We start from the raw sequence: 22249 nt of genomic DNA, 5'->3' as shown, positions 1-22249 counted from the left end.
CCTCATCGGCGGGATCCCGCCGTCCCCGCACCGCGTTCACGGAGGGTCGCCGCTCGCCACGCCGAGCGGCCTGCGCTGCGTGCGCTGCGCGCGCCGATAGCCTCGGACTCCGGTCTCGGTCCCGGACCCGCTCACACGCACCGCGGAGGTACGCCCATGCGCACGTTGCGCCTCGTGGCGCTCTCCGACGACGGGAAGAGCGTGGTGCTGGTCGCCGACGGCTCCGACGGCGAGGGCGAGAAGTTCGAGCTCGCCATCGACGACCGGCTGCGGGCGGCCGCGCGCGGCGACGCCCGCCGGCTGACGCAGATCGACGTCGACCTCGGCACCGAGCTGCCCCCGCGGGTGATCCAGTCGCGGATCCGGGCCGGCGAGACCCCCGAGCAGGTCGCCGCCGCGTCCGGGACGCGAGTGGAGCGGATCATGCGCTTCGCCCACCCGGTCATCCAGGAGCGGGCCCGCGTCGCCGAGCAGGGCCGCGACGCCCGCGTCCGGCTCAGCGAGGGCCCGGCCGGCGTCGCGCTCCAGCAGTTCATGACCGACCGGCTGCGGCTGATCGACTCCGATCTCGACGCCGTCACCTGGGACGCCTACCGCAGCGACGACGGCACGTGGCAGGTCACCGGCGCATGGCGGGCCGGCGACAAGTCCGGGACGACCCGCTGGGCCTTCGACATCCCCTCGCGCACCGTGGCGCCGTCCGATGCCGCCACGCTGGACTTCGCCGAGGGCACCCGCCTGGTGCGCGTCGTCCCCGAGGTGCCGGCCGGCCTGGCCGTCGCCGCCGCGCGCCGGGCCGTGTCCGTGGTCCGCGAGCCCGCCCGCGCCGAGGACGACGTCGTGCACGACACGGTCACCCCCGAGATCCTCCCGACCGACCTCGCGGCCTACGACGAGGAGCGCGTCCGCGACGTGCACCCCGCCACGGGCTCGCCCGACGACGACCGGTCGATCGACGCGCTGCTGGACGAGGTCGCCGATCACGACACGGTGGTCCTCGGCCGCTCCGGCGAGGAGCCCGAGGACGACGACCCGCGCGCCCGCATCCCGGCGTGGGAGGACATCGTGTTCGGGGTGCGCCGGCACCGCTGAGAGCGATACTGGGCACGATCCACGAGCCCGGGAGTTGAACGGACATGGCTGCTTCGGTGTCGATGCCGCTCGGCGGCGTCCAGGTGGGGTCCTACGACGACTACGAGCGGGCGCAGGCCGCCGTCGACTATCTCTCCGACGAGAAGTTCGCGGTCGAGAACGTGACGATCATCGGCACGGACCTGCGGATGATCGAGACGGTGACCGGCCGGCTGACGCAGGGCCGCGCGATCGCGGCCGGGGCCGCCGGCGGCGCCTGGTGGGGGCTGTTCGTCGGGCTGCTGCTCGGCATCTTCTCCACGAACGGCGGCACCTGGATCGGCTCGGTGCTGACCGGCCTGCTGATCGGGCTGGCCTTCGGCGCCGCGTTCGGCTGGATGGGCTACGCCGCCACCCGTGGGCGCCGCGACTTCACGAGCACGAGCAAGATCATGGCCAACCGGTACGACGTGATGTGCGCGCCGTCCCACGCCGAGGAGGCCCGGGCGCTGCTCGCCCACTTCGCGCTGCGCGGCTGACCGGCGGTCGGTGCCCCGGCCGCCGTTCAGCGGAGGGTGGCGAAGGCGATCGCGGCCGCCGCCGCGACACCGAGGGAGTCCACGCCCTCGCGCATGGGGATCCGCGCCCGGATCGTGGCCGCCTGTTGCGCCTCGGGCGTCAGGCCCGGGCCCTCGGCACCGAGCAGCACCGCCGTCCGGGGGTGCTCGGCCGGGTCGATCGAGGTCAGGTCGACCGCGTCGATCGCGGGGGTCAGCGCGACCGTCGTGTAGCCGGCCGCGTGCACGCGCTCGAGGTCACCGGGCCACCCCGGCAGCACGGCGAACGGCAGCGCCAGGATGTGCCCCATCGAGACCCGCACGGAGCGGCGGTAGAACGGGTCGGCGCAGCGCGGGCACAGCAGCAGGCCGTCGACGCCGAGCGCGAGGGCGGAGCGGGCGATGGAGCCGAGGTTCTCCGCGTCGTTGAGCGCCTCCAGCACGGCCAGCCGGCGAGGGGCCGCGGGATCCGGTCCGGTCAGCAGATGGTCCAGGTCCGCGGGCGGACGGCGGTCGGCCGACGCGAGCACCCCGCGCGTGAGCCGGAACCCGATCACCTCCGACAGCAACCACTTGTCGGCCTCGTAGGCGGGCACGCCGTCCGGCAGGTCCAGCGCCGCCACCCGGCCGGGGACGCCGAACACCGCACGGATCCGGTAGTCCGAGGCGAGCAGCCGCTCGACGGCGGGAACCCCTTCGACGATCACCGGGCCGCCCCACCGCGGCGTTCCTTCCGGCCGGTCCCCCGCCTTCAGGTCGCGGAAGTCGGCCACCCGCGGGTCGTCCGGGTCGGTGATGACGACGGGTGCGGGCACGCCCCGATTCTGCCCGCCGCTCTCCCGTGTTGATCAGGTCCCCTGGTCAAAAGGGGTCCTCCCCCACGGTCGACGGCGAGGGAGGACGCAGAACGATCAGGTTCGCTGATCAACATGGCAGGGACGAAGGGCTCCGTTGACGGGCGCCGCTTAACTCATCTAGCGTTGAGTTCATCAGTTGTTGAGTTCTCGGAGGACGCCATGGACGCCGTCACCGTCACCGATCTCTTCGTCGACCGCGGCCATCGGCAGGTGCTCGACGGCCTGTCGTTCGCCGTGGTCCCGGGGCAGGTGACCGGCCTGCTGGGGCCCAGCGGCAGCGGGAAGACCACGCTGATGCGCGCGATCGTCGGGGTGCAGCAGGTCCGCTCGGGTGCGGTCACGGTGCTCGGCGAGCCCGCCGGATCCGCCGGCCTGCGCAGCCGGGTCGGCTACGTGACCCAGGCGCCCAGCGTCTACGAGGACCTGTCGGTACGGGAGAACGCCCGCTACTTCGCCGCGCTGTACGGCGTGAGCGCACGCGAGGCCGAGGTGGCGATCGCCGACGTGGGCCTGACCGATGCCGCCGATCAGCTGGTGGCCGACCTGTCCGGCGGCCAGCGGGGCCGGGTCTCGCTCGCCTGCGCGCTGGTCGGGGCCCCCGAGCTCCTGGTCCTGGACGAGCCGACCGTCGGCCTCGACCCGGTGCTCCGCGTCGAGCTGTGGGGGCGCTTCCACGCCCTGGCCGCGGCCGGGACGACGCTGATCGTCTCCAGCCACGTGATGGACGAGGCCGGCCGCTGCGACCGGCTGCTCCTGCTCCGCGACGGCGAACTGCTCGCCGACTCCACCCCGGCGCAGCTGCGCGCCGACGGCCGATCCCAGGACCTCGAAGAGGCCTTCCTCAACGTCGTCCGCGCCCGGGCGGAGGTGGCGGCATGACCGCCACGATCCGACGCCCCGCCGCGACCCACCTCAGCCCGCGCCTGACCGCCGCCACCGCCGGCCGGGTCCTGCGCCAACTGCGGCACGACCACCGCACCATCGCGATGATGCTGGTGCTCCCCAGCGTGCTGCTCGGGCTGCTGTACCTGCTGTGGAAGGACGTGCCGACCTTCCCCGGTCAGCCCAGCATCTTCGACCGCGTCGGGCTCACCATGCTCGGCATCCTGCCGTTCGTCGTCATGTTCCTGGTCACGAGCATCGCCATGCTGCGGGAACGGACGTCGGGCACCCTCGAGCGGCTGCTCACCACTCCCCTCGCCCGCATGGATCTGCTGCTCGGCTACGGGGCCGCCTTCGGGATCGCCGCCGCGGTCCAGGCACTGGTCACCGTCACGATCGCGACGACGGTCTACGGCCTCGACGTCGCCGGCTCCATCTGGCTCGTCGTGCTCATCGCCGTCCTGGACGCCGTCCTCGGGGTGGCTCTCGGATTGCTGGCCAGCGCATTCGCCCGCACCGAGTTCCAGGCGGTGCAGTTCATGCCGGTGATCGTGCTGCCACAGTTCTTCCTGTGCGGCCTCCTCGTGCCGGTCGACCAGATGGCCGGCTGGCTGCAGGTGATCAGCAACGTGCTGCCGCTGACGTACGCCGTGGACGCGCTGCAGGAGGTCGGCCGGTCGGCCTCGGCCACCGGGACCCTCTGGAGGGACCTCGCGGTCGTCGCCGGTGTCGCGCTGCTCGCCCTGTCCCTGGCGGCGGCCACGCTGCGCCGGAGGACCCCCTGAGCGCCGCCGCGAACCGGCGGCCGGGACGGCGTCCGGGCACCCCCGACACCCGGGACGTCGTCCTGGCCGCCGCCCGGACCTTGTTCGCCGAGCGCGGGTTCGACGGCGCGACGATCCGGGGCATCGCCACCGCCGCCGGGGTCGACCCCGCGCTGGTCCACCACTACTTCGGCAACAAGGACCAGCTGTTCCTGGCCGCCATCGAGGCACCGGCGGACCCCGCCGACCTCCTGCCCGAGGTGCTCGCCGCCGGCCGCGACCAGCTCGGCGCGGCTGTCGTCCGGCTGCTCCTGAAGGTCTGGGACGGCCCGATGCGCCCGGCCGGGCTGGCGCTGGTCCGGTCCGCCGTCGGCAACGAGTGGACGGCGAAACTGCTGCGCGAGTTCCTGGTGACGCAGGTGCTGCGGCGCGTCGTCGGCACGCTGGACCTCTCCCCCGCCGAGCGCGAGATCCGCGGCGGACTGGTCGCCGGCCAGCTGATCGGGATCGTCATGGCCCGCTACGTGCTCAAGGTGGAGCCGCTCGCGTCGGCGTCCCCGGAGTGGCTGGTCGCGGCGATCGGGCCGAACGTGCAGCACTACCTCACCGGGGACGTCGTCCTCCCCGCGCCCTGACCGCCGTCCGGCCACACCGTGGGCCCGTCCGGAGGCTCGCCCCGAGCGAGCGAGGGGTGAGAGGGACGGGGTCCTTCACCTGATCATCATCGCGGGACGCGGGCCAGCTGCCGGCTCTGGGCCACCAGGCGGCCGGTCGAGTCCCAGATCCGGTAGTCCTCGTCCAGCCACCCGCCGGCGACCTCGCTGGCCCGCGCCTCCACGGCACACCAGCCGGGGGCAGGCAGGGCGCGGACCAGCACCTGCAGCTGCACCGTCGGCGCCCAGCCCATCAGGCCGATCGACCAGCTCGTGGGCGGCAGCACGTCGGCGAACAGCAGCAGGCTGAACGGGTCGGGCGCGCTGCCGTCGGTGAGCCGCACCCAGCCGCGCATGACCGGCTCCCCCGCGGGTCGGCCCATCGCCCAGCCGGCGGTCGACGGGTCCAGGCGCGTCTCGACGCGGCGGCGCAGTCCCACCTCCGGCATGGGGCGCCCGCCGAGATCCTCGCCACCCCGGCCCGAGAGGCACTCCTCGACCGGCGGGATCTCCGGCGCAGGCAGCGCGTACACCGGCTCGTCGGCGCCCAGGGTCGCCGTCGTCACCTGCGCCGAGAGGGTCGGGCCGTCCGCGCCCGAGAGCAGGACGGTGCTGTGCGCGAGCGTGCGCCCGGCCGGCCCGGGCGTGACCGCGAGGGTCGCGCGGCCGGGGCCGGTCGCCCGCAGGTAGCTGGCCGACACCGCCACCGGGTGGGGATGCGGGCTGTCCAGCACCGCGGCGCGGCCGACGACGGCGAGCAGATAACCGCCGTTGAGGATGCTGCCACCGACGTCCCAGCCCGGGTCGAGGTCGGCGACGACGCCGCCGTCGGCGCGACGGACCGCCGTCGAGGCGGCGAAGGAGGCGGGGGCGACATCGTCCTGCGGCACGCCGATCAGGGTGCCAGGGTGCTGCGCATGGAATACACGCACCTCGGACGCAGTGGCCTGTCGGTCTCCCGCCTCTGCCTCGGCACGATGAACTTCGGCTGGAAGACCGCGGAGACCGACTCGCACGAGATCATGGACCGGGCCCTCGCCGAGGGCGTCAACTTCTTCGACACCGCCAACGTGTACGGCTTCGACGCGGGCAAGGGCCGCACCGAGGAGGTGCTCGGCAGCTGGTTCGCCCAGGGCGGCGAGCGGCGCGAGAAGACGGTGCTGGCCACCAAGGTGTACGGCGGCATGTCCGACTGGCCGAACGACACGTTCCTCTCCGCCCGCAACATCGTCCGCGCCTGCGAGGGGTCGCTGCGCCGGATGCGGACCGACTGGATCGACCTCTACCAGTTCCACCACGTCGACCTCCGGACGCCGTGGGAGGAGATCTGGCAGGCCTGCGAGACCCTGGTCGCGCAGGGCAAGGTGCTCTACATCGGCTCGTCGAACCACGCCGCGTGGCAGATCGCCGCGGCCAACGAGGCCGCCGGCCGCCGGAACTTCCAGGGGCTGGTCAGCGAGCAGTCGCACTACAACCTGCTCACCCGGCACGTGGAGCTGGAGGTGCTGCCCGCAGCACTGCACTACGGCGTCGGCGTCATCCCGTGGAGCCCGCTGGCCGGCGGACTGCTCGCCGGCGTGCTGGAGAAGGCCGAGGGCGGACGGCGGGCCGACGAGCGCACGCAGAAGCGGGTGGAACAGCACCGCCCGGCCCTGGAGCGGTACGAGGCGTTCTGCCGCGACATCGGATCGGCACCGGCCGACGTAGGCCTCGCCTGGTTGCTGCACCAGCCGGCCGTGACGGCCCCGATCGTCGGTCCGCGGACCATGGAGCAGCTCGAGGGGGCACTGCAGGCGCTCGACATCTCCCTGGACGCCGGCCAGCTCGCCCGGCTCGACGACATCTTCCCCGGCTACAAGGCGGCTCCCATGGAGTACGCCTGGTGAAGGACCCCGTCGCCCCCCATGCCTCGCACGCTCGGCATGGGTCCCTGCGACGCGGCCGCTCCATCACGTCACCAAGGGCCAGGCGGCCACCGTCTCGTAGGGCGTCCGCCGGCCGAGGTGGCTCTCGACCAGGCGGACGCCGTCCACCGGCCAGCTCGGACCGCGGTAGCCGGCCAGCCGCTCCGGCAGCGTGCCGTCGGCCGGCCGCCGCGGCGGCCAGCGACCGACGGTCAGATGCGGGCGGAACGGCCGGTCCTCCACCGGCAGGTCCAGCGCCCGGGCGGCCCGCGCCAGCCGCTCCGCCAGGGCCACGAGCGGTGGGACGTCGCCGTCCAGGCCGACCCAGAACACCTGCGGACGGCGCACCGACCCGAACCGGCCCGCGTCCGCCAGGCGCAGGCTCATGGGGGGTGCCGTCCTGACGGCCGCCCCGGCGCCTTCGGTCAGCGGAGGGACCCGGTCCTCCGGCACCGCGCCCAGGAACAGCAGGGTGAGGTGCCAGCGGTCGGGCGCGGTCCACCGCGGGACGCCGGGCATGTCCCGGAGCGGTTGCAGCGCCCGCTCGAGGTCCGCGCGCGCCTCGTCCGGCGGGTCGACGGCAAGGAACAGCCGCCGGGTCAGGCGTGCACCGCCAGCCCGGCGTTCTCCAGGTCGGCGAGCAGCCGTAGCCGGGCCGCGTCCCGGACCGGGCCGACCGGCGAGGTCCGCAGGTCGTTCGGGACGTCCAGCAGCACCGCCGCCTCGATCAGGACGTCCTCGTAGGCGGCGGCCAGCGCGCGACGGCGGGCCATCGGCGCACCGGCGGGCACGAGCGCGAGCTGCCTGCCCAGCCGTCGCACGTCGGCGGCCACGACCTGCAACGGACGGCGCTGCGACTCGGGATGCAGGGCGGCGCGGCGGTTCCCCCGGCGGCGGAGGACCCACCGCACGGTCGGGCCGGTCCAGGCGATGAGTGCGGCGGTCACCGCCACGGTGCCGCCGATCTGCAGGAGTGGGACGACCATCGCGCCTCCCCGACCGGTGGGATGGCGGCGAGGCTACTCCCGCCCGGGTCAGCCGCCGCGGGCCTGGACCCCCGGCGCACGGTCGGCGACGGCCTCCTCCGCCGCCCGCAGCGGTGGCGACGCGACGGCCGGCGGGCCGACCCGCAGGTAGAGCCGGGGCGGCGTGAGCCGGGCCTCCAGCCGCACCGCACGGCCACGCGCGAGGAAGGCGGCGGCGGTCAGCCCGGCTACGACGCAGACCGCGCCGCCGAGGATGAGCCCCCACGGTGCGCCGAGGTTCTCGGAGATCCAGCCGATCAGCGGTGCCCCGATCGGCGTGCCCCCCATGAAGCACATGAAGTAGAGCGCCATGACCCGGCCACGCATCTGCGGGTCGGCGCCCAGTTGGACGAAGCTGTTGTTGGCCACGCTGAACACCAGGGCGGCCGCGCCCGTGGGCACCAGCAGCACGGCGAACGACGCATAACCGGGCATCAGGCCCGCGACGACGGTGAGCAGCCCGAAGACGACGGCCGAGCCGACGAGGAACCGCTGCCGCGGGCGGACGCTGCGCCGCGTCGACAGCAGCGCGCCGCTGAGCGACCCGACGGCGAATGCGGTGGAGAGCAGGCCGAAGGCCTCGGCGCCGAGGTGGAACACCTCGCGGGCCATCAGCGCGATGGTGACCTGGTAGTTGAAGCCGAACGTGCCGATCACGAACGCGAGCACCATGGCGAGCACCAGGTCGGGGTGCGCCCAGGTGTACGCCAGCCCGGCCCGGAGCTGCCCCTTGCCGCGGGCGACCGGGCGGCTCGGCTTCAGCTCCGCGGCCCGCATCCCGGCCAGCGCGCCGATGGTGAAGGCGAAGCTCGCGGCGTTGACGAAGAACGCCGGCGCGGTGTCGCCCCCCGAGGCCCCGATGAGCAGGCCGGCGAGAGACGGGCCGACCAGCCGGGCGCCGTTGAAGATCGTCGAGTTCAGGCTGACGGCATTGGTGAGGAGCGCCGGGCCGACCATCTCGGAGACGAACGCCTGGCGCACCGGGGCGTCGACGGCGGACACCGCCCCCAGACCGCCGGCCAGGACGAAGACGTGCCACAGGGCGACCCCGTCCGTGGCGACCAGGACCGCGAGCACCAGCGCGAGCAGCCCCATCAGTGCCTGGGTGATCAGCAGGACGCGGCGCTTGGCGTAGCGGTCGGCGAGCACCCCGCCGTACATGCTGAGCAGCAGCGTCGGCGCGAACTGCAGCGCGGTGACCAGGCCGAGGGCGACCCCGCTGTCGTGGGAGAGCTGCAGGACCAGCCAGTCCTGGCCGATCCGCTGCATCCAGGTACCGGTGAGGCTGACCAGGTTCGCCGACGCGTAGATGCGGAAGTTGCGCACCCGGAGCGCGCGGAACATGCCGTTGTCCGGGGCGGGGGCCGCGGGTTCGGTGCTGGAGTCAGTCGGCAGCCGGGTCACCCACTGGCCAGCTTGTCCATGATGACCGCCGCCTCGCGCAGCACGGCACGGTCCTCGGCCGGCAGCTGCTGCAGCCGGCCGCTGAGCCAGGCCTCCCGGGCTCGCGCCTCGGCCGACAGCAACTCGTCGGCGCCGTCGGTGAGCCCGATGACGACCTGCCGCCCGTCGGTGGGGTGCGGTGTGCGGGTCACCAGCCCCATGCCCTCCAGGGCGACGACCACGCGGGTCATCGACGGCGGCTGCACCCGCTCGTGGGCGGCCAGCTCACCGGGACTCATCGGGCCGTGCCGCTTGAGCGTGGAGAGGGCGGCCAGGTGGGTGAGGGTGACGGAGGTGTTCACACGATGGCTGCGCAGCCGGCGGGACAGCCGCATGACCGCCAGGCGCAGGTCGTGGGCGAGCGCCGCGGTGTCCAGCGTCGTCCGGCTCACGAGGCCGAGGGTAGCCCCGGATCCTTAGCAGTGCTCAGCACCGCGCCGACGGCGGACGCGCGTCCGGGGTGTTCCGCACGCCTTCGCGTCCAGAACACCCCGGATGTGGGAGCTGCTACAGCAGCTGCTGCAGCGGGTTCAGCAGGAAGTAGACCAGGAACAGCACTGCGATCAGCCACATCAGCGGGTGGATCCGCCGCCGGCCGCCGGTGACCGACTGCAGCAGCACGTAGCTGAGGACGCCGGCGCCGATGCCGTTGGTGATCGAGTACGTGAACGGCATGAGCGCGATGGTCAGGAACGCCGGGATGACCAGGGCCATGTCGTCCCAGACCAGGTAGCGCAGCTGGCTGATCATCAGCGCGCCGACGATGACCAGCGCCGGGGCGGCGGCCTCCGAGGGCACGATCTGCACCAGCGGGGTGAAGAACATCGCGACGAGGAAGAGCACGCCGGTGCCCACGCTGGCCAGCCCGGTGCGGGCGCCGTCGGCGACACCGGAGGCGCTCTCGACGTAGGTGGTGTTCGACGAGACGCTGCCAGCGCCACCGGCCGCGGCGGCCAGCGAGTCGATCAGCAGCACCGACTGCGACTTGGGCAGGTTGTGCTCCTCGTCGAGCAGCCCGGCCTCGGCGCCCACCGCCGTCACGGTGCCCACCGTGTCGAAGAAGTCGGCGATCATCAGCGAGAACACGATGAGGATGGCCGCGACGACACCGATGCGGGAGAAGCCGCCGAACAGCGAGAAGTGGCCGATGACCGAGAAGTCCGGCTTGTCGACCACGCTGCTCGGCAGCTTCGGCACCTGCAGCGCCCAGCCGTGCGAGTTGACCTCCTTGCCGTCGGCACCGGTGCGCGGCCCGATCTTCGCGGCCGCCTCGATGATGATCGCCAGGATCGTCGAGACGACGATGCCGATCAGCAGCGCGCCCTTCACCTTGCGGACGACGAGCACGCTGGTCAGCAGCAGGCCGACGACGAAGATCAGCGTGGGCCACCCGGCGAGCTCGCCGTTCACGCCGAAGCTGATCAGCGGGATGCCCGGGCGGATGATGCCGGCATCGGCGAGCCCGATGATCGTCAGGAAGAAGCCGATGCCGACGGCGATCGCCGTCTTCAGCTGCGGTGGGATCGCCTCGAAGACGGCCCGCCGGAAGCCCGTGAGCACCAGCACGGTGATCACCAGGCCCTCGAGGACGATCAGGCCCATGATCTCCGGCCACGTCATCTGCGTGGCGGCGAACACGGCGACGATCGCGTTGATGCCCAGCCCGGCGGCCACCGCGAACGGGTAGCGGCCGACGACACCCATGAGGATCGTCATCACACCGGCGACCAGCGCGGTCACCGCCGCGACCGAGGTGAACGGGAGCTTGCTCCCGTGGATGTCCGCGCCGGACAGGATGATCGGGTTGAGCACCACGATGTAGGCCATCGTGAAGAAGGTGGTGAGGCCGCCGCGCAGCTCGCGGCCGACGCTCGAGTAGCGCGCGCTGATCTCGAAGTAGCGGTCGAGCCCGTTCCTCGGCCGGGGTCGCGGCCCCTCGCTGCGGCGGGGCGGGGCGGCGCCCCCGATGACGTCGGCCGGCGTGCCGGTGTCGTCGACGGCCGTGGCCTTCGCGCTGCCGGCTCCCCTGGAGGGACGAGACTTGTCGGGCATTCGGACTCCCCGGTGCGAACGGTCTCCTGACCGGTCCGGGGGCGCGCCCCCCACCGGCCGGTTGGGCGGCGACAGCGTGCCACATGATCGTCCGCCGGAGGCCAGGTCGGTACGGATCGTGATGTAGTCCGCCTAAGGTCACATCGTGCCCGGACCGACGAAGCAGGCCCCGCCCCCGCTGCAGGTGGACACCGCGCGCGTGGTGCTCGCCGGCACCGGTCTGTGGGCTATCGCCCTCGTGGCCCTGCTGCTGCTCGGCGACCGGGTCGACCGGATGTGGACCTGGACGTGCGTCGCGGCGATCGGGCTGGGGCTGCTGGGCCTGGGCATCATGCGCCTGCAGGGCCAGCTCCCCCGGCGCGACCGCCACCGGGACTGAGCAGCGCAGCCCCCTTCCAGGGGCCCGCCCCGAGCGTGCGAAGGGCGGGGAGGAAGGGGGTTCCTTCTTCAGTCGGTGAGGACGTCGAACCCGCCGGTGTCGTAGCGCGCCGTCCGGACGACCTCGGTCGTCTCGTCGACGACGAGCGTCGCCTGGCTGTGCGCCCCGCAGCCGTAATCGGCGGTGACGACGCGGCCGTCGGCGGGGGCGTAGGCGTTGCCGCACGCACCCACCTGCTGACGCAGGGAGCCGGCCAGGGGCAGGTAGAACCCGCAGGTCACGCACGGACCGGGCGCGTGCCGGGCCATGGAGGACTCGGGACCGAACTCCCCGGCCGTCCAGCGCCCGACCGCCTCGCCGCGGCCCTCCGCGGACATCACCCGCTCGCGGCCCAGCCCGAGCTCGAAGGCCACGACGCTGCCCTCGGGGTCGTCGGCCGAGTCGTCGTCGACGGTGTACGCGGGCGCGAGCCGGGGGTCGTCCTCGGTCGAGGGCAGGACGTCGCCGACCGAGAGGTCGCCCGGGCGCAGCCGCTCGTGCCACGGCACCCACGCCGGGGCCAGCAGCGCCGACTCGCCGGGCAGCAGCACGACCTCGTCGACGGTGACCTCGTCGTCGCCGGCCGCACGGGTGACGGTGACGGCCCAGTGCCAGCCGACGTAGCCGGGTAGACGGCTCTCGAAGCTGTGGGTGAGGACGCTGCCGAGCGCCTCGACGGGGACCTCGCCGGTCTCCGGCGCCACCGCCTCGGGCGTCGCGCCGAGGTGGTCGCCGACGACCTGCGGGTCGCCCGCGGTCTCGACCGCGGCGGCACGGGCCAGGTCCACCGCGGCCACCAGGGCGGGGTCGGGAACGGACCGTGCGTGTCCGGAGAAGTCGCTCACCCGGCCATTGTCCCTGACGAACCGCCCGCGGGGGTCGACCGGCTCCCGCGCACGGACTCGTGCGGCACCATGGACCCGTGCCCGCCTCCCGTCGTCCGCCCGGTTCGGGTCGGCGCGTGCGGTCCTCCGGGCGTTCCGAGCCGACCGGGCCCGACCGGATCGACACCACGCCCCTGGGCGTGCCCCGGCCCGGCGGGCCCTCGGACGACGCCGGTGGCTGGTGGCGACCGGACGAGCAACCGACGGACGTCGTGCCGCCGGTGACCTCCCCGGCTCCGAAGGTGACCGTGACCCGCGTGGCCGTGGCCCGCTCCCGCCAGCTCACCGCGGCCGCCGCCCACCGGGTGCAGGCGGCCAGCCGGGCCGACGGGGCTGCCGAGAGCGGCCTGACCCAGCTGTTGTGGGTCAACGCGCTCCACATGGCCGGTGACGCGATGGTCGCCGTCTCGCTCGCGGGCACCCTCTTCTTCGCGGCCGCCAGCGGCACCCAGCGCGGCAACGTGGCGCTCTATCTCCTGGTCACGATGGCGCCGTTCGCCGTCCTGGCGCCGGTGATCGGGCCGGCGCTGGACAAGCTCCAGCGCGGACGGCGCTGGGCGATGGCCGGCAGCCAGCTCGGCCGCGGCGTCCTCGCCCTCGTGATGATGAGCCACTTCCACGACCTGTGGCTCTATCCCTCGGCCCTCGGCGTGCTGGTCCTCTCGAAGGCGCACAACGTCCTGAAGGCTGCCGTCGTCCCCCGCGTGCTGCCGCAGGCCATGTCGCTGACGTCGGCCAACGCGCGCCTGTCGGTGTTCGGCCTGGCGACCGCGGCCGTGGCGGGCGGCATCGGCGCCGGCATCGCGAAGGTGCTGGGGTTCGACTGGGAGCTGGGCGCGACAGCGGCCGTGTTCCTCGTCGGCGGGGCGTTCGCGATCCGGCTCCCCCACCACGTCGACGTGCCCGGCGGCGAGCTGCCGGCCGACGTGCTGACCACCGCGGAGATCCCCGTCGGCAAGGGGCGCCGCCGCCGCGTCAGCCCGCACGTCGTCCTCGCCCTGCGCGCCAACGCGGCGCTGCGCGGCCTCGGCGGGTTCCTGACGATCTTCGCCGCGTTCCTCATCCAGGCCACCTTCCCGGGGGGATGGAAGGCGACCCTGGCCCTCGGTGCGCTCGCCCTGGCCGCGGGGGTGGGCAGCTTCGCCGGCACGGCCGCCGGCTCCCGGCTGCACGCCGCCGACCCCGACCGGCTCGTGCTGTTCTCCGCCGCCGCGGCCGCGGCCATCACGGTCGTGGCCGCGGTCTTCTACAGCTTCGCCATGGCCGCGGCCGTCGTGCTCGTCTCCTCGGTGACGAACGCGCTGGGCAAGGTCTCGCTGGACGCGATCATCCAGCGCGAGGTGCCGGAGAGCCTGCGGGCTTCCGCGTTCGCGCGCTCGGAGACCTGGCTGCAGCTGGCGTGGGTGGTCGGCGGCGCCTTCGGCATCGCACTCCCCCCGACCGGCTGGCTCGGTTTCACCGTGGCGGCCGGGCTGCTGGTGCTCACCGTCGGGTTGATCGTCTGGAGCATGTACCGCGCCACCCCGCGCCCGTTCCGCGAGGTCTCCCCGGACGCCCCGACGACCCCTGTGGAGCAGCGGTGGTCGTAGGCAGGTGCGCCGCTGCCCTGCTGCTGCTCGTCCTCGCCGGGTGCAGCCGCGGGCAGGCCGCGGCCCCGGAGGACGTCGACGTGGCGGTCGGTTCCCAGCAGGTTCCGGTCCACCCCACCCAGTTCTGCCTGGACGGGGACGGCAAGCGCTACGACACCACCCCGCCGATCATCGAGGTCTCCCCCGACTCGGCGATCACCCTGAAGGTGCCGGCGTCAGTGGCGGAGCGCGGCTGGAGCGTCCAGGTCTTCGACGAGAAGCTCGAGCAGGCGATCGGCGAGGTCGACGTCCCCGACGGCAAGCGGGTCTTCGACGGGATCAACACCTCCGACGTCGTCCCCCCGGCGTTCTACCTCGTCGTGGTCGAGAAGAAGGGTGGGGCCTGCGGGGAGTTCTCCGGCGCCTGGCCGGTCGGCTTCCTCCGTGCGGGCGGCGACGTCGGCGGGGCGCCGTCCAGCAGCGCCCCGCCGGCCGGTTAGGACTCCAGGTCCGACGCGACCGCGCGCAGCACCGACGCGACCTTGCGGGACTCCCCGCGGTCGGGGTGCCGCCCGCGGCGCAGGCCCTCGCCGACGTCGTCGAGCAGCTTGATGAGGTCCTCGATGATCGGGATCAGCTCGTCGGGCTTCTTCCGGCTGCGCTCCGCGACCTTGGCCGCCACCGAGGGCAGCGGGTCGAGGATGCGCACCTGCAGCGCCTGGTCACCGCGCTTGCCGGCGACGATGCCGAACTCCACCCGCTGGCCCGGCTTCAGCTCCGCCGTCCCCGCAGGGAGCGCGTCCTTGTGCACGAAGACGTCGGGGCCGTCCTCGCGCGCGAGGAAGCCGAAACCCTTCTCCGGGTTGAACCACTTGACCTTGCCGGTGGGCACGTTGGATTCCTCAGTCACTCGCTACCAGGGCCGGCACGCGGGCCGGAGGGACGACGGCGGCGTGGTGGCCGCACGCGCCCAGGTTAGTGCCGACGACGTCCCCGCCCTAGCCTGACCCGGTGCGCCCCGACCAGCAGCCTCCCGCGCACCCGGACTACCGGTTCACCCTCGCCAACGAACGCACCCTCCTCGCCTGGCTGCGCACCGGCCTGGCGCTCGTCGCCGGCGGGGTCGCCGTGGCGACCTACGCCCCTGACCTCGGGGTCCGCTGGGGCAGCGCCGCGGTGGCGTTCGCGCTGGTCCTGACCGGGCTCGGCACGGCCGTCGCAGGCTACCGCCGCTGGCGGGCCAACGAGGAGGCGATCGGCGCCGACCGGCCGCTGCCGGTCAGCCGGCTGCTGCCCGCGGTCGCCACGGCGGTCGCCGCCGTCATCACCGTGGTCGCCGTCCTCGTCGCCGTCCAGGTGATCGGCCGGTGAGCTCCCCGATGGAGACCCAGCCGGAGCGGACGGCGCTGTCCTGGCAGCGGACCGGCTTCGGGGCGCTGGCGGTGGCCGGGCTCCTGGCGCACAGCGCGATACGGAGCGGCTCGCCGGCCCTGCTGGTCGCGGGGTGCGTGGCGGCCCTCTGCGGGCTGGGCACCCTGGCCGGGTTGGCCCGAGTGCGCTACCGCCAGGTGCGCCGGAGCGTTGCCACGAGCACGGCCGTCTCTGCGCCGGGCATGGTCGCCGCGGTGACCGCCGTCGCGGTGGCCACCGCTGCAGCGGCCGCCGTCGGCGTGGTCGTCGCGTACTGACCGTGGTCACTCCCCCGGCCGCACGAGCCCCTGCTCGTAGGCGTAGCTCACGGCCTGGGCCCGGTCGCGGAGCCCGAGCTTGAGCAGGATGCGGCTCAGATAGGTCTTCACGGTCGCCTCGCTGAGGAAGAGCTCGGCCCCGACCTCCGCGTTGGAACGCCCCTTGGCCACGGCGCGGAGCACCTGCGCCTCCCGTTCGGTCAGTTGCGGGACCCGGCCGTCGCGGAGCCTCGGACGCCGGACGAAGTCGTCGACGAGCCGCCGCGTCAGCTGAGGCGCGAGCAACGTCTCGCCCGCAGCGGCCTGTCGCACGGCCTGCGCCAGGCGGGCGGGCGAGACGGTCTTCAGCAGGAAACCGCTGACGCCGGCACCCAGCGCCTCGTGGACGTACTCGTCCCGGTCGAACGTCGTCAGCATGACGACGCGGGGCGCATCGGGGAGCTGCAGGATCTGGGCAGCGGCGGCGATCCCGTCGAGGACGGGCATCCGGACGTCGAGCAGCACCACGTCCGGCCGCTCCTCGCGGCAGGCGGCAACCGCCGCGCGGCCGTCCGCGACGGCGGCCACGACCTGGAGATCGGGTTCAGCGTCGAGGAGGAAGCGGAAGCCGCTACGGATCAGTTCCTCGTCGTCGGCGATGACCAGGCGGATGGCCGGGGACGTCATGTGGTTCCCGGGGCGACCGGCAGGGACACGTGGACGCGGAAACCACCGCCGGCGGACCGGCCGGCCTCGAACGTGCCGCCGTGCAACAGCGCCCGTTCCCGCATGCCCACCAGACCGGTTCCGCCTGAGCGCGCAGGCACCGGACGCCCCCGGCCGTCGTCGCACACCTCGAGCTCGAGCTGTCGTGGGCCGTACCGCAGCCACAGCCGGGCGGTATCCCCGCCGGAGTGCCGCAGCACGTTGGTGAGCGCCTCCTGCAGGATCCGGTAGGCGGAGGCGTCGACGGCCGGCGCGAGCTCGCGCCGGTCGCCCTCGACCGTGCAGTCCACGCGGAGGCCCGCGGCCCGCAGGTCGTCCTGGAGCTGGCCGAGCCGGGCCAGCGACGGCGGTGGCGACGCGGGACTCTCGTCCGGCTGGGTGCGCAGCACCTGCAGGAGGAGCTCCAGCTCCTCGACCGCGCTGCGTCCGGCGCGCGCCACGTGCGCGAGTGCCGCCCGGGCCCGGGCGGGGTCGTTATGCAGCAGCCGGTCGGCCACCGACGCCTGCACCACCATGAGGGTCACGTGGTGGGAGATCACGTCGTGCAGCTCTCGCGAGATGCGGACACGTTCGTCGACGATCGCCTGCCGCGCCAGCTCCGCCTGGTGGGCGGCCAGGTCGTGCAGCGCGGCATTGCGCCGACGCAGAGCGGCGGCAGTCAGTCCCGCGGCCCACGGCCCGACGGTGACGACGGTCCAGAAGAGGTAGGCGCCGAGGTCGTCGAAGTCCGGCCGCCGCGCGGCCAGCACGAGCAACTCCAGCTGGCTGATCAGCAGCGCGGGAACGGCGTACCGGACGGCGGCGTGGGCGGACACCGTGTAGAGCGCGAGGACGAGCGCGAGGAACTCACCGTAGGTCGTGAAGCCGGTGCGGATGAACAGGTCGGGCACCAGGATGCCGCCCGCGACCAGCAGGAACGCCGGCCAGGGCGCGACGCGGCGCCAGGCCAGCGGCAGGACGCTGACCGGGAGGAGGACGGCGTCGAGCACGCGCGACTCGCCGGCGTCGAAGCTGCCCAGCCCGAACGCGATGTTGGCCCACCCGAGGAGGAGCAGCGCGAGCGCCGGCACCGCGTCGAGCACGGGAGGCCGCGCGGAGGCCGGGAGCGGTCGCACGGAGCCACGCTAGGGCGTGGAGGCCGGTTCCAGCAGCACCCTGCGTCGATCGGGTGATCACCCAGGGTTGACAGAACCATCGGCGCCGGGAGGACGACGGCGGCCGCACCGCGCTCCTAGCGTCGGCCGCTCCGATCGACGAACAGGAGCACTCGATGGCACCCACGCCCACCGCCGACCTGCAGGGACACGGCGACCTTCCGCTGAGCGGCCGCGCCACTGCCCTCGCCCTCGGCCTGAGCTGGGTGCCGATCGCGGTCGCCGAGACGCTGCTGGGTGATCTCGACGCACTCGACGACGTCGCCGCGATGGCCGGCGGCGCCGGCCGGATCGCGTCCGCCGGGCTGCTGCACGTCCTCTCGGGAGTGCTGCTCGCGTATGCCGCGGTCGGACTGCTCGCGCGGCTCCGCGGCCGGACCGGCGGCCGGATCGGCGCGACGCTGGTCCTGGTGCTCTCCACCTGCTTCGGCGCCTTCGGCATGCTGCACCTGCTGGCCCTGGAGACGACGGCCGCCGACCTGGATCCGGCCGCGATGAACGCGTTCCTCGACCGCCTCTCGGAGGCCCCGGGATGGTGGTCGGTGCCCGTCGGGGTCGTCGGCCTCCTGGGCATGCCCGTCGTGGCCCTGACCTGCCTGGCGCTGGCCCGGTCCGGGGCCGTCCGCTGGTGGGGCCCGGCCGTGGTCAGCGCGGCCGCGCTCGTGCACTTCGCCGGGCTCTCCGGCGCGCTCGAGATCGCCGCGCAGTGGGGAGTCGCCGCCGGCCTCACGATCGTGGCGTTCGACCTCACCGGCGCCGTCCGGAGCGTCCGGACCGCGCGCGCCGACGTCCGGGTCCCTGCCGGCGGCTGAGGCGACGGACGACCGGAGCTCAGGCGGCGGCCGGATCCTCGACGATCCCGAGCCGGTCCAGCAGTTGCAGGAAGACGGCCGCGAAGTCGTTGTCCGCGACCTCGCGGCCGACCGCGGCCCAGTCCACCTGCTCGCGCAGCGCGCGGGCCACCGGCAGCAGCCGGCCGAAGTCGCAGTAGTGCTCGTCGAGGGCGTGCAGCTTGGTGACGACGATGTCGGTGGCGGTCAGCACCGGCATGTGCACCGACAGGACGGGCAGGACGTCGGCGCGGTCGATCAGGTCCGACTCCACCGGGTGACCGCAGGTGCGCCAGAGCACGTCGACGAACGAGCCCCCCGCCACGACCTTGACCAGCCAGTCCTCGGCGGGTTCCTGCACCTCCAGCCCCGCGTCGGCCAGCGCCGTGGCGGCCCGCTCCGCCTCCGCCTCGGGGATGAGGAAGTCCGCGTCGTGGTCGGGTTCCGGGGCGCCCCGCACCCAGGCGGCGTACCCGCCGCACAGCGCGAACGGGACGTCGCCGTGCTTGAGCGCGACCGCGGTGCGCTTGAGGAGGTCGCGGATCTCGTCCCGGTCCGATGGCTGCACGCCGGTCCTGCTACCCGTCGGCGCCTGCGGCACGCACGAACACGGTAGAAGCGGCCCGGGCGGGGCACATGGCGGACGTGCGCATCGCGACCTTCAACATCCTGCACGGTCGTTCCCTGGACGACGGCGCGGTCGACATCGACCGGCTGGCCGCCGCCGTGAAGAGCCTGGACGTCGACGTGCTCGGGCTCCAGGAGGTCGACCGGGACCAGCCGCGATCGCTCGGCGCCGACCTCACGGCCGTGGCCGCCGAGGCGATGGGCGCCACCGAGCACCAGTTCGTCGCCGCCCTCGCCGGCACCCCGGGCGGCACCTGGATGGCCGCCACCGGTGACGAGCAGCCCGGCTCCGCCACCTACGGCATCGCCCTGCTGTCCCGCTACCCGGTCGTCTCGTGGCGGGTGATCCGGCTGCCGGCACTGCGGGTCAGTGTGCCGATGTGGTTCACCGGCTCGCGCAAGCCGGTCTGGGTGCGCGACGAGCCCCGGGTCGCGGTCGCCGCCGTCCTCGACGGGCCGTTCGGGGAGTTCACGGTCTGCACCACGCACCTGTCCTTCATCCCCGCCTGGAGCGCGCTGCAACTGAGCCGGCTCGTCCGGTCGCTCACCGGCACGCCGGAGCCGCTGGTACTGATGGGCGACCTCAACATGGGGCCGGCCCAGGCCACCCAGGTGACGGGCATGCGCGGAACCGGGGCCGCGCCGACCTTCCCGATCGACGAGCCCCGGCGGCAGCTCGACCACGTGCTGGTGCGCGGCGGGCTCCGGGCGACCGGTCCCGCCGAGACACCGCGCCTCGGGCTGTCCGATCACCGCCCGCTCGTCGTCCCCTGCGGGCCGGTCTGACCGTTACCCGACGACTCGCGTACCTGCCCCTCGTGCGTCACGATGCGGTCATGGCCAGCACCGGTTCAGCGCGCGTCTTCTCGCTCCTCGCCACGGTCGTCCGGGTCGTCTGCTCGGTCATCGCCGCGCTGATCGTCATCCACGCGGTCTTCGTGCTGTTCGAGGCGAACCCGACCAACCCGCTGGTGACGTTCACGGCCGGCTGGCGGGACACCTTCGGCTGGTTCACCAAGAACCTCTTCACGCCGTCGGACCCGAAGATCGCCGAGGCGATCAACGACGGGCTGGCCGCACTCATCTGGGTCGTCGCCGGCAGCCTGCTGTCGAAGCTGATCGTCCGGTTCACCCCGACGTCGTCGGACAAGGCCAAGGCGTAGCGGCGGTCGGTGCACCGACCGCCGTTCAGGCGTTCTTGATCGACGCCGCCGACTCCAGGCCGAGCTCTTCCACCGAGACCGTGCGCATCTCGACCTTGCGGATCTTGCCGGTCACCGTCATCGGGAACTCGTCGACGATCTTGACGTAGCGCGGCACCTTGTAGTGGGCGAGCTTGCCGGCGCAGAACTCGCGCAGCCCCTCGGCGGTGAGCGGCGGGGCCCCGGGGCGCAGGCGCACCCACGCCATGAGCTCCTCGCCGTAGCGCTCGTCCGGGACACCGATGACCTGCGCGTCGACGATGTCGGGGTGGCTGTAGAGGAACTCCTCGATCTCCCGCGGGTACACGTTCTCCCCGCCGCGGATGACCATGTCCTTGATCCGGCCGACGATGTTCAGGTAGCCCTCGGCGTCCATGACCGCGAGGTCGCCGGTGTGCATCCAGCGCGCGGCGTCGATGACCTCGGCGGTCTTCTCCGGCTCGTTCCAGTAGCCGAGCATCACCGAGTAGCCGCGGGTGCAGAACTCCCCCGGCTCACCGCGGGGCACGGTCAGGCCGGTCGCCGGGTCGACCACCTTGACCTCGAGGTGCGGGTGCACCTGCCCGACCGTCGACGTCCGGCGGTCCAGGTCGTCGTCGGCACCGGTCTGGGTGGACACCGGCGAGGTCTCGGTCATGCCGTAGCAGATGGTCACCTCCTCCATGCCCATCTCGGCGACCACCCGCTTCATCACCTCCACCGGGCAGGGCGAGCCGGCCATGATCCCGGTGCGCAGGGTGGAGAGGTCGTAGTCGGCGAAGTCGGGCAGCGCCAGCTCTGCGATGAACATCGTGGGGACGCCGTACAGCGACGTGCACCGCTCGTCCTGCACCGCCTGCAGCGTCAGGGCGGGGTCGAAACCGGGCGCCGGGATGACCATCGTCGCGCCGTGGGAGGTGGCCGCCAGGTTGCCCATGCCCATGCCGAAGCAGTGGTAGTAGGGCACCGGGATGCAGATGCGGTCGGCCTCGGTGTAGGTGCAGCCCTCGCCCACGAAGAACCCGTTGTTGAGCAGGTTGTGGTGGGTGAGCGTGGCGCCCTTCGGGAAACCCGTCGTTCCCGACGTGTACTGGATGTTGATCGGGTCGTCGGCCGACAGCTGGGTCTCCCGCTCGGCCAGCAGCGCCCGGTCGCCCGCCCGGCCGGTGTCCATCAGCTGCTCCCAGTCGGGGTCGCCGATGAAGAGCACCTCACGCAGGTCGGGGCACTCGCCGCGCACCTCGGCCACCATGGCCCGGTAGTCGCTGGTCTTGAACTGCGGGGCGCTGACCAGCACCGAGATGCCGGCCTGCTTCAGCACGTAGGACAGCTCGTGCGTGCGGTAGGCCGGGTTGATGTTGACCAGGATCGCGCCGAGCTTCGCCGTCCCGTACTGGACGAACGCCCATTCGGCGCAGTTGGGCGCCCAGATGCCGACCCGGTCGCCCTTCTGCACACCCAGGGCGTCCAGCCCCAGGGCGCAGGCGTCGACCTCGGCGAGGAACTCCGGATAGCTCCACCGGCGGCCCGTGGCGCACTCGACCAGCGCCTCGTGGGCGCCGACCCGCGCTGCCGTCCGATCCAGGTTGGCCCCGATCGTGTCGCCCAGCAGGGGGACCGTGGAGGTCCCGCTGCTGTAGGACGGCAGCGCAGGAGTGGACATGGGTGCCTCGTTCCTTTGGAGTCGGCCCTTCTGCAGGGTCCCGCTGCGAGCAGTGGGGGGCAGGAGGGCCCTTCAGTCGACCAGCTGCACGCCGGCCCGGTTGGGCTTGTCGGTCGGGTGCGCGTAGCGGATCGCGCTCACCGGCAGCGGGAAGCTGTGGTCCTCACCGAACGGCGAGAGCGGCCCGGCGACCGACGCGGAGAGCTCCGTCAGCGGGGGGCCGCCGCCGTCGGACTCCCCCCAGGTCGGCTCCACCAGGTGCACGTTCTTCGCCTTGCGCTTGGCCATCTCAGCTCCGGATCTCGGGGACGTCTCGCCCCATC

General features: G+C 73.4%; 28 protein-coding genes. 14 read left to right on the top strand and 14 right to left on the bottom strand.

Annotation, left to right across the window (positions count from 1 at the left end; translation table 11 throughout):
• Positions 1-156: 156 nt before the first annotated feature.
• Positions 157-1092: a septation protein SepH gene (gene sepH, locus AC2H4J_RS02335; protein WP_487463211.1), complete on the top strand. Its 936-nt coding sequence runs from the start codon at positions 157-159 to the stop codon at positions 1090-1092.
• A gap of 44 nt (positions 1093-1136) precedes the next feature.
• The gene (locus tag AC2H4J_RS02330; RefSeq protein WP_487463210.1) at positions 1137-1610 is read left to right on the top strand and encodes a YflT domain-containing protein; all 474 of its coding nucleotides are present in this window, start codon (positions 1137-1139) and stop codon (positions 1608-1610) included.
• 26 nt (positions 1611-1636) lie between these two features.
• Here AC2H4J_RS02330 and AC2H4J_RS02325 read toward each other — a convergent pair whose 3' ends face one another.
• Positions 1637-2443, bottom strand: coding sequence for a TrmH family RNA methyltransferase (locus tag AC2H4J_RS02325; protein ID WP_487463209.1), 807 nt, complete (start codon positions 2441-2443; stop codon positions 1637-1639).
• A 201-nt stretch (positions 2444-2644) separates the two neighbouring features.
• Here AC2H4J_RS02325 and AC2H4J_RS02320 point away from each other — a divergent pair, with 201 nt between their 5' ends.
• The 3 genes from AC2H4J_RS02320 to AC2H4J_RS02310 are packed head-to-tail and all read left to right on the top strand — an operon-like array spanning position 2645 to position 4766.
• Complete coding sequence (locus AC2H4J_RS02320) at positions 2645-3364, top strand: ABC transporter ATP-binding protein (protein WP_487463208.1); 720 nt, start codon at positions 2645-2647, stop codon at positions 3362-3364.
• A complete protein-coding gene (locus tag AC2H4J_RS02315) occupies positions 3361-4152 on the top strand; it encodes an ABC transporter permease (protein WP_487463207.1) in 792 nt (263 codons plus the stop codon). The genes AC2H4J_RS02320 and AC2H4J_RS02315 overlap by 4 nt, the downstream gene beginning before the upstream one ends.
• Positions 4068-4766: a TetR/AcrR family transcriptional regulator gene (locus AC2H4J_RS02310; protein ID WP_487463690.1), complete on the top strand. Its 699-nt coding sequence runs from the start codon at positions 4068-4070 to the stop codon at positions 4764-4766. Before AC2H4J_RS02315 ends, AC2H4J_RS02310 begins: the two co-directional genes overlap by 85 nt.
• A gap of 86 nt (positions 4767-4852) precedes the next feature.
• Here AC2H4J_RS02310 and AC2H4J_RS02305 read toward each other — a convergent pair whose 3' ends face one another.
• Positions 4853-5674, bottom strand: a complete 822-nt coding sequence (locus tag AC2H4J_RS02305) for a thioesterase family protein (RefSeq protein WP_487463206.1) — start codon at positions 5672-5674, stop codon at positions 4853-4855.
• A 27-nt stretch (positions 5675-5701) separates the two neighbouring features.
• Here AC2H4J_RS02305 and AC2H4J_RS02300 point away from each other — a divergent pair, with 27 nt between their 5' ends.
• Positions 5702-6670: an aldo/keto reductase gene (locus AC2H4J_RS02300; RefSeq protein ID WP_487463205.1), complete on the top strand. Its 969-nt coding sequence runs from the start codon at positions 5702-5704 to the stop codon at positions 6668-6670.
• 63 nt (positions 6671-6733) lie between these two features.
• On the opposite strand, the gene thpR is transcribed toward AC2H4J_RS02300, so the two are convergent.
• From thpR to AC2H4J_RS02275, 5 genes are all read right to left on the bottom strand, one after another.
• Complete coding sequence (thpR, locus tag AC2H4J_RS02295; protein ID WP_487463689.1) at positions 6734-7279, bottom strand: RNA 2',3'-cyclic phosphodiesterase; 546 nt, start codon at positions 7277-7279, stop codon at positions 6734-6736.
• An 8-nt stretch (positions 7280-7287) separates the two neighbouring features.
• Entirely contained in the window at positions 7288-7674 is a 387-nt protein-coding gene (locus AC2H4J_RS02290) for a hypothetical protein (RefSeq protein WP_487463699.1), read from the bottom strand.
• A 48-nt stretch (positions 7675-7722) separates the two neighbouring features.
• Complete coding sequence (locus AC2H4J_RS02285) at positions 7723-9117, bottom strand: MFS transporter (RefSeq protein WP_487463204.1); 1395 nt, start codon at positions 9115-9117, stop codon at positions 7723-7725.
• Complete coding sequence (locus AC2H4J_RS02280; RefSeq protein ID WP_487463203.1) at positions 9114-9548, bottom strand: MarR family transcriptional regulator; 435 nt, start codon at positions 9546-9548, stop codon at positions 9114-9116. The genes AC2H4J_RS02285 and AC2H4J_RS02280 overlap by 4 nt, the downstream gene beginning before the upstream one ends.
• Before the next feature lie 115 nt (positions 9549-9663).
• On the bottom strand, positions 9664-11208 hold the full coding sequence (locus tag AC2H4J_RS02275) for an NCS2 family permease (RefSeq protein WP_487463202.1): 1545 nt from the start codon (positions 11206-11208) through the stop codon (positions 9664-9666).
• 145 nt (positions 11209-11353) lie between these two features.
• On the opposite strand from AC2H4J_RS02275, the gene AC2H4J_RS02270 reads away from it, so the two are divergent.
• Entirely contained in the window at positions 11354-11587 is a 234-nt protein-coding gene (locus AC2H4J_RS02270; RefSeq protein ID WP_487463201.1) for a DUF2530 domain-containing protein, read from the top strand.
• Positions 11588-11655: 68 nt separating this feature from the next.
• Here AC2H4J_RS02270 and AC2H4J_RS02265 read toward each other — a convergent pair whose 3' ends face one another.
• Complete coding sequence (locus AC2H4J_RS02265; RefSeq protein WP_487463200.1) at positions 11656-12471, bottom strand: DUF3027 domain-containing protein; 816 nt, start codon at positions 12469-12471, stop codon at positions 11656-11658.
• Positions 12472-12587: 116 nt separating this feature from the next.
• Between AC2H4J_RS02265 and AC2H4J_RS02260 the strand changes: the two genes are divergently transcribed.
• Both AC2H4J_RS02260 and AC2H4J_RS02255 read left to right on the top strand, forming a co-directional pair.
• On the top strand, positions 12588-14099 hold the full coding sequence (locus AC2H4J_RS02260; protein WP_487463199.1) for an MFS transporter: 1512 nt from the start codon (positions 12588-12590) through the stop codon (positions 14097-14099).
• Positions 14090-14578, top strand: coding sequence for a DUF2771 family protein (locus tag AC2H4J_RS02255; protein WP_487463198.1), 489 nt, complete (start codon positions 14090-14092; stop codon positions 14576-14578). The genes AC2H4J_RS02260 and AC2H4J_RS02255 overlap by 10 nt, the downstream gene beginning before the upstream one ends.
• On the opposite strand, the gene AC2H4J_RS02250 is transcribed toward AC2H4J_RS02255, so the two are convergent.
• Complete coding sequence (locus AC2H4J_RS02250) at positions 14575-14970, bottom strand: cold-shock protein (RefSeq protein ID WP_487463197.1); 396 nt, start codon at positions 14968-14970, stop codon at positions 14575-14577. The genes AC2H4J_RS02255 and AC2H4J_RS02250 overlap by 4 nt on opposite strands.
• Positions 14971-15089: 119 nt before the next feature.
• Here AC2H4J_RS02250 and AC2H4J_RS02245 point away from each other — a divergent pair, with 119 nt between their 5' ends.
• Positions 15090-15449, top strand: a complete 360-nt coding sequence (locus AC2H4J_RS02245) for a YidH family protein (protein ID WP_487463196.1) — start codon at positions 15090-15092, stop codon at positions 15447-15449.
• Positions 15446-15766, top strand: a complete 321-nt coding sequence (locus AC2H4J_RS02240) for a DUF202 domain-containing protein (RefSeq protein WP_487463195.1) — start codon at positions 15446-15448, stop codon at positions 15764-15766. Before AC2H4J_RS02245 ends, AC2H4J_RS02240 begins: the two co-directional genes overlap by 4 nt.
• A 6-nt stretch (positions 15767-15772) precedes the next feature.
• On the opposite strand, the gene AC2H4J_RS02235 is transcribed toward AC2H4J_RS02240, so the two are convergent.
• Both AC2H4J_RS02235 and AC2H4J_RS02230 read right to left on the bottom strand, forming a co-directional pair.
• On the bottom strand, positions 15773-16432 hold the full coding sequence (locus AC2H4J_RS02235) for a response regulator (RefSeq protein ID WP_487463194.1): 660 nt from the start codon (positions 16430-16432) through the stop codon (positions 15773-15775).
• Positions 16429-17586, bottom strand: coding sequence for a sensor histidine kinase (locus AC2H4J_RS02230; RefSeq protein ID WP_487463193.1), 1158 nt, complete (start codon positions 17584-17586; stop codon positions 16429-16431). The genes AC2H4J_RS02235 and AC2H4J_RS02230 overlap by 4 nt, the downstream gene beginning before the upstream one ends.
• A gap of 155 nt (positions 17587-17741) precedes the next feature.
• On the opposite strand from AC2H4J_RS02230, the gene AC2H4J_RS02225 reads away from it, so the two are divergent.
• A complete protein-coding gene (locus AC2H4J_RS02225; RefSeq protein WP_487463192.1) occupies positions 17742-18437 on the top strand; it encodes a hypothetical protein in 696 nt (231 codons plus the stop codon).
• A 19-nt stretch (positions 18438-18456) separates the two neighbouring features.
• On the opposite strand, the gene AC2H4J_RS02220 is transcribed toward AC2H4J_RS02225, so the two are convergent.
• Positions 18457-19023, bottom strand: a complete 567-nt coding sequence (locus AC2H4J_RS02220) for a hypothetical protein (RefSeq protein ID WP_487463191.1) — start codon at positions 19021-19023, stop codon at positions 18457-18459.
• Between the two features lie 68 nt (positions 19024-19091).
• Here AC2H4J_RS02220 and AC2H4J_RS02215 point away from each other — a divergent pair, with 68 nt between their 5' ends.
• Together AC2H4J_RS02215 and AC2H4J_RS02210 are read left to right on the top strand one after the other, a co-directional pair.
• Positions 19092-19868: an endonuclease/exonuclease/phosphatase family protein gene (locus AC2H4J_RS02215; RefSeq protein WP_487463190.1), complete on the top strand. Its 777-nt coding sequence runs from the start codon at positions 19092-19094 to the stop codon at positions 19866-19868.
• 50 nt (positions 19869-19918) lie between these two features.
• Positions 19919-20245: a hypothetical protein gene (locus tag AC2H4J_RS02210; RefSeq protein WP_487463189.1), complete on the top strand. Its 327-nt coding sequence runs from the start codon at positions 19919-19921 to the stop codon at positions 20243-20245.
• 25 nt (positions 20246-20270) lie between these two features.
• Here the strand turns inward: AC2H4J_RS02210 and AC2H4J_RS02205 are convergent, their stop codons facing one another.
• Positions 20271-21926: an AMP-binding protein gene (locus AC2H4J_RS02205; protein ID WP_487463188.1), complete on the bottom strand. Its 1656-nt coding sequence runs from the start codon at positions 21924-21926 to the stop codon at positions 20271-20273.
• A 72-nt stretch (positions 21927-21998) separates the two neighbouring features.
• The gene (locus AC2H4J_RS02200) at positions 21999-22214 is read right to left on the bottom strand and encodes a hypothetical protein (RefSeq protein ID WP_487463187.1); all 216 of its coding nucleotides are present in this window, start codon (positions 22212-22214) and stop codon (positions 21999-22001) included.
• Positions 22215-22249: the final 35 nt, after the last annotated feature.

The organism is Blastococcus sp. OS1-29 (genome assembly GCF_057628075.1).
The sequence above is the reverse complement of the archived record's forward strand: the minus strand, read 5'-3'. Positions and strand labels throughout refer to the sequence as shown.